The 6,322-nt window shown below is 69.9% G+C and carries 6 protein-coding genes; 1 reads left to right on the plus strand and 5 read right to left on the minus strand.

The window, feature by feature from the left end:
• Positions 1–1,699 (minus strand): ABC-F family ATP-binding cassette domain-containing protein (locus OS124_RS0113690; protein ID WP_010140273.1); only part of this gene is annotated, 1,699 nt, incomplete at its 3' end.
• A 424-nt stretch (positions 1,700–2,123) separates the two neighbouring features.
• On the opposite strand from OS124_RS0113690, the gene ndk reads away from it, so the two are divergent.
• Entirely contained in the window at positions 2,124–2,546 is a 423-nt protein-coding gene (gene ndk, locus OS124_RS0113695) for a nucleoside-diphosphate kinase (protein ID WP_010140274.1), read from the plus strand.
• 90 nt (positions 2,547–2,636) lie between these two features.
• On the opposite strand, the gene OS124_RS0113700 is transcribed toward ndk, so the two are convergent.
• The 4 genes from OS124_RS0113700 to OS124_RS27505 all read right to left on the minus strand — a co-directional run.
• Entirely contained in the window at positions 2,637–3,962 is a 1,326-nt protein-coding gene (locus OS124_RS0113700) for a Mur ligase family protein (protein ID WP_010140275.1), read from the minus strand.
• Entirely contained in the window at positions 3,959–4,756 is a 798-nt protein-coding gene (locus OS124_RS24700) for a polysaccharide pyruvyl transferase family protein (protein ID WP_010140276.1), read from the minus strand. The genes OS124_RS0113700 and OS124_RS24700 overlap by 4 nt, the downstream gene beginning before the upstream one ends.
• Positions 4,753–5,502, minus strand: a complete 750-nt coding sequence (locus tag OS124_RS27500; RefSeq protein WP_010140277.1) for a glycosyltransferase family 25 protein — start codon at positions 5,500–5,502, stop codon at positions 4,753–4,755. The genes OS124_RS24700 and OS124_RS27500 overlap by 4 nt, the downstream gene beginning before the upstream one ends.
• Positions 5,499–6,322, minus strand: an 824-nt coding sequence (locus OS124_RS27505; RefSeq protein ID WP_010140279.1) for a hypothetical protein, incomplete at its 5' end; no start/stop codon positions are given. The genes OS124_RS27500 and OS124_RS27505, both read right to left, overlap by 4 nt.

Here is a 6,322-nt window from a genome sequence, read left to right on the forward strand (position 1 = left end):
TCTTGGACAGCTTGTCGGCCATGTCCTCCAGCTTCTTCACCCGTTCCTCGCATTTGCGCACCTCGCCGCGCAGGGCAAGGATCTGATCACGCGAGGGCTTCTTCGGCTTGGGCTTGGGGGCCTCGGCCTTGACCGGCTTGTCCGGCGTCAGCAGCAGCTGGCGATAGCTTTCCAGGTCGCCCTCGTAGGGGGTCACATGGCCGTCCTTGACCAGCCAGAGCCGGTCGGCGACGAGGCTCAGCAGGTGCATGTCGTGGCTGACCAGGATCACCGCGCCGGTGTAATCGGTCAGCGCCTCGACCAGCGCCTCGCGGCTCTCGATGTCCAGGTGGTTGGTCGGTTCGTCGAGGATCAGCATATGCGGGGCATCCAGCGTCGCCAGCAGCAGCGACAGCCGCGCCTTCTGACCGCCCGACAGCTTGCCGACCAGCGTTTCGGCCTGCTCGGCCCCGACACCGAAACCGGCCAGCCGCGCGCGCAGCTGCGCCGGCGCCTCGTTCGGGCGCTCGCGCCGGACGTGGTCGATGGGGGTTTCGTCCAGGTACAGCTCTTCGACCTGGTGCTGGGCAAAGAAGCCTATGCGCAGCTTCGAGCTCTTGACGATATCGCCCTCCATCGCCGCCAGCCGGTCCGAGAGCAGCTTCGACAGCGTCGACTTGCCCTCGCCGTTGCGGCCGAGCAGGGCGATGCGGTCGTCCTGGTCGATCCGAAGGTCCAGCTTGCGCAGCACCGGCTTGCCGTCATAGCCGACCGAAACGCCCTCGGTCTTCAGGATCGGCGGAGACAGCTCCTCGGGCTGCGGGAAGGAGAACCGGCGCAGCGCGGCCTCCTGCGGCCGGGTGATCGGGGTCATCTTCTCCAGCGCCTTGACGCGCGACTGCGCCTGCTTGGCCTTGGAGGCCTTGGCTTTGAAGCGATCGACGAAGCTTTGCAGGTGCGCCCGGCGGGCTTCCTGCTTGCTGGCCTCGGCTTCGGCCACGGCCAGCTTCGCCGCGCGGGTGCGTGCGAAGGTGTCATAGCCGCCGGAATAGAGCGTCAGCTTCTTGTCTTCCAGGTGCAGGATGTGACCGACGGCGCGGTTCAGCAGTCCGCGGTCGTGGCTGATCACCAGCACCGTATGGGGATAGGTCTGCAGGTAGCTCTCCAGCCAGAGCGCGCCTTCCAGGTCCAGGTAGTTGGTCGGTTCGTCGAGCAGCAGCAGGTCGGGCTGGCTGAACAGCACGCCCGCCAGCGCCACGCGCATCCGCCAGCCGCCCGAGAAGGCGGAACAGGGCATCTTCTGCTCGGCGTCATTGAAGCCGAGGCCCTTCAGGATGCTCGCCGCGCGGCCTTCCGCGGACCAGGCGTCGATATCGGCCAGACGCGTCTGGATATCGGCGATACGGCCTGCCTCGGTGGCGCTCTCGGCCTCGGCCAGCAGGCCGGCGCGCTCGGTATCGGCGGCCAGCACGGTATCGATCAGCGACACCTCGTTGCCCGGCACCTCCTGCGCCACGCCGCCGATGCGGGCGCGGACGGGCAGGGTGATCTCTCCGCCATCCAGCGTCAGCTCGCCCCGGATCAGCTTGAACAGCGTGGTCTTGCCGGTGCCGTTGCGGCCGACGATGCCCACCTTGTGGCCTTCGGGAATGGTGACGGAGGCCTCTTCCAGAAGGGAACGGCCGGCGACGGAGTAATTGATCGAGGAAATACGCAACATGGCCGCTCTCTGCCGCAAGCCGAGGGGGCCGTCAATCGAAGCTTGCAATGCGACAGGGACAGGGTGCCACCCGCGGGCAGGGCGCAGGCACTCCTCCAGGGGAAACTCCCTGATCCGGCAGGGGTTTGTCCCAGGAATGCCCGGTCAACACTCAGGCGCATATCGCCCGCCTCATGCGCAGGGATCGGTCCCCTTGACCTGCGCGCGCAGCGGGTCGCGACCGGGCACCCCGCCTCCTGCGACCATCACCGGGCTGAAAATACTCCGGGGGGAGGGCTCCGGAACGGAGGCCGGGGGGCAGAGCCCCCTGCCTGCCCCTGAGGCAGCCGCCCCAGATACCCGCTTTTCAAAGCGCCATCCCCATGCTACCCGGGCGCGGATATTTCCCGGCGGCAGCGCCCGCCCGACTTCAGAGGACAGTGACATGGCCACCGAACGCACCCTTTCGATCATCAAGCCCGACGCCACCCGCCGCAACCTGACCGGCAAGATCAACGCCAAGTTCGAAGAGGCCGGCCTGCGCATCGTCGCCCAGAAGCGCATCCAGCTGACCATCGCACAGGCCGGTGAATTCTACGCCGTGCACAAGGAACGCCCCTTCTTCGGCGAGCTGACCGAATTCATGGCCTCCGCGCCGGTCGTCGTGCAGGTGCTGGAAGGTGAAGGCGCCATCGCGAAGAACCGCGAAGTCATGGGCGCGACCAACCCCGCCGATGCGGCTGCCGGCACCATCCGCGCCGAATTCGCCGAGTCCGTCGGTGAGAACTCGGTCCACGGCTCCGACGCGCCCGAGACCGCGGCCCAGGAGATCGCCTTCTTCTTCTCCGGCCTCGAACTGGTCGGCTGAACCCGTCCACAGGGTTGAAATCGGAACGCGCGGGGGGAAACCTCCGCGCGTTTTTCGTTGCGCGGGCGAACACGCCGGTCAAGGCGTCGATCAGGGCGTCTCCTGGACCTTCGGCGGGGCCTGACGCGACCGGCGCGCCTTGCGGAGGCGCCGCGCGCCGCGATGCATCCCCCGATTTGCCTCGAAGGGCAGGTGATGCAGCCCGCAGTCCATGCAGCTGCCCGACACGCCGCAGTCATGCGACCAGCAGCGGACCGGCCCGGCAAGGGCCAGCAGGATGCGCTCGAGGTGCTGGAACTCCGAGCCCTTCAACAGGATCACCTCGCCCGGCAGGGCAGTGGCGACGACATGGGTGGCGGCCTCTTCGACGGTCTGGACCTGAAGCAGCCGGCCCTTCGCCTCGGCCTCGGGCAGCACGCTGCCACGGTGCGAGCGGTCCGCCACCAGCACCACCTCGTCGGCACAGAGCAGCGCCGCCTCGACCGCTTCGCGCTGCACCTTGCGGCGCTTGTCGCCATAATCCGAGATCGAGCCGATGACGATGCGCCGCCGCGGGGCGGGGGCGTCGCGCAGGGCCTCGAAGGCCAGCCCGAGGGTGTCGCGCGGTGCCTTGGCGCAGTCGGCAAAGACCACCGGGCCGCCGGGTATGTCGTGACGCGAGAACCGGGTCGGCAGCGGGGCGACACGTGCAATGGCGGCGGCGATGCGCTCGGGGGCCACGCCGAGGGCCAGGCCGGTCGCGGCGGCGGCGGTGACCGGCAGGGCGAAGTGACGGGCCGGGAACCGGGTGGGCAGCACCAGGGGCCGGCCCTGCCAGTCCAGCGTCACGGTGATCCCGCTCAGCGCATCACCGGTGATCGCGGTGATCCGGCAGTCGGCCTCCGCGCTTTCGCCGAAACGGATCACCCGTGCCCCGGTCCGCGCGGCCATGCCCGAGGCCAGGTCGTCATCCCCGTTCAGCACCGCCAGCCCGCCGGGCCGCAGCGCCGCCACCAGCGCGCCTTTCTCGGCGGCGATCGCCTCGCGGCTGCGGAACTGGCTGAAGTGCTCGCGGCCGATCAGCGTGACCACCGCGACATCCGGGCAGAGCAGCCGCGCCATGTCCGGCATCTGGCCCGGTCCGCCGACGCCGGTCTCGGCGACCACGAAATCGGCGCCCTCCGAGGCCCGGATGGTCTTCAGCAGCGGGTTGATCGTGTTGTCGAAGATCTGCGCGTTGACCATGCCCTCGCCCTCGAGGATGGCTGTGATCAGCGTCGCGGTGGTCGACTTGGCGGAACTGCCGGTGACACCGATGAAGGTGCCCTTCGCCCGCCGCCGGACCCGCAGGGCGTGGTCGATCTGCAGCGGCCGGATCAGCTTGACGCGGAAGTCGCGTTCCAGGTCGGCGAGGCGGCGGCGCAGCGGGCGTTTCACGCAGCGGCTCCTTCCGTGAGGGCGGCGGACAGATGGGCCTGAAGCTCGGCCTTGTGGCCCGTGTAGCGACCAACCGATGCCTCGGCGAGGGGCGGATCGCGCAGCAGCGCCGCGGTGATCGGATAGGCGGTGCGGGTGGCATCCAGGGTCGAGAAGTAGTCATCGAACTTGAACCGCCCGCCCTGCATCTGCTCCGAGGGGGCCAGCCAGAGGCTGGGGATAGAGAAGGCATCCGCCGCGATCAGCCCGTGCAGGGACTGGCTCAGCACCACGCGGCAGCGGCCGATGTCGCGCAGTACCTGCCAGGGGGGGCGGCTGACGTCGATGAGGCGCAGCCCCGGCGGCAGGTTGCGGCGCAGGGCGGGCAGGGAACGCACATGGGGGATCAGCCCGACGTCCTCGCCGCCCTCGGGGCGCATCAGCCGGTCCACCAGCACCAGCGGATCGCCGAGGGGTACCGTGCCCTCCAGCCCCAAGGCCCGGGCAGAGAGCGCGCCGCGCAGCGCCACCACGCGGCCCGGGGCCGGGGCGGTCTGCACCGGCTCCAGCAGGCCCGAGCCGAGCACGACCGACTGCGGGGTGGCCTTGCCCAGGATGCTGCCCATGCCGAGGAAATGCGCGCGCTGCCGGTCGCGGCACAGGCGGATGCGCTGCCCCGAGAGGGCCTCGAAGAGGTCGGGGTTGATGTCGTCGCCGAAGTTGGGTGTGCCGAGGTGCCAGAACATCGCCCGTGCTGCACTGCCGCGCAGCTGCGCGCGCGAGCTGCGGTTCAGCTTGCGGACCTTGCGGATCATGAGCGGTACCAGCGCGATTGCAGCGCGATCTGCAGCCGGTAGATCGGCCGCAGCACCTCGCGGCGCAACCTCTGGCGGGCCGTCAGGCAGCCATGGATCGAGCTGCCGCCGAGGCTCGCGGACACCTCGCGCACGCCGGAGGGCCAGACCGACAGCACCTCGACCCCATGCAGCCAGCGCAGCTGCAGGAATGTGTCCACCGGGCGATCGATCCGGCTGGTGGCGGCCAGCAGCCGGGCCGCGGCGGCGCGGGTCACCACCTGGGCGCGCATCCCCAGCCCGACGGTCTCGGGTCGCAGCAGGCGGATGTCGGGGCGATGGCCGGCAACCAGCGGCCCGCGCTCTGAGGGCTTGACCGGGAAGCGGACCAGGGCGGTCTCGGGCAGATGGGTCACGGCCAGTTCCAGCGCGGCAGGAAAGCGCGGACCAAGATCCACGTCGTCTTCCAGCACGAGGGCCGCCGGGTGGCCTTCGTCGAGGATGCGCTGCCAGCAGGCGCGATGGCTGAGAAAGGTGGCCACCTCTGCGGGACGCAGCCGGAACGGATAGGGGGTGACGGCGCAGGGGCCCTGGGCGGCGGCCAGCTGCGCCTGGCTCATCGTGGCGCCGTCGATGGCCGGCATCACATCGGCGCCAGGCCCGAGCTGGGCCAGCAGGGCCTCGACCCTGGCGCGGCGGGCGGTATTGCGGCGCAGGTGGATGACCATCGCCGGCAGCAGCAGGGCGCTGGTGCGACAGAAGCTCATGGCTGCGCCCTCTGCCAGCGGCGGCGGTGGCGGAACACCCGCTGGCGGGGTTTCAGCCAGGCCACGACGGATTTCAGCGGCCCGCCGGTGCGGCGGTGGAAGGCGTCGATCCCGGCGTCGATGGAGCGGACGTGATCCTGGCGCCCGGCCCGTTCGGCGGCCTGGCGCATCAGTTGCGCCTCGTTCAGGTGGCTGGCGTAGCTGACCCAGAGCGGCTTTTCCAGCGGATCGACATCGGGAAAGCTGACCGCCCGCGTCCGATGGCCGTGGATGTCGAGAACGCGCAGGACGAAATTGCACTTGGGACAGCGCCCGCAATTGACGCTGGTCTGGGTGCAGACGCGCAACTCGGGCAGCATGCTGCCCTCGTCGGCGACCCGAAGGATCTTGTCGACCCGCGCATGCGGGCAGTGATGCACCACCGAGAGCGCCGGCGTCGAGAACAGGGGATCCAGAAGCGGATGCGAGCCCCAGGGCGTGAGATCGCCGAGGTCGCCGGACGAGGCGATCAGCAGCTCTGCGAAATGATCCGACAGCAGGTGGCCGATGGCGGCCAGCGCGCCGCCGTGCATCTCGACCCATCCGGCATAGGGGTGGAAGCCCTGGCGCACGTCGGTCTCGATGACGATGGCCTCGATGCCGCGGGCGCGGGCCAGGGCGCGGGTGCGGGCCTCCATGGCGGCGCTCTCGACGGTATCCGACAACGGCACGTCGACCCCCAGCAGGGTGATCAGCGCGCTGACCCTGTCCCGGGCCTCGATCAGGGAATAGCTGGAATCCACCCCGCCCGAGTAGAACAGCCCGGTCCCCGGTGCCTGCG

The sequence above is a fragment of the Oceanicola sp. S124 genome (assembly GCF_000220565.1).
Taxonomy (GTDB): domain Bacteria; phylum Pseudomonadota; class Alphaproteobacteria; order Rhodobacterales; family Rhodobacteraceae; genus Pseudooceanicola.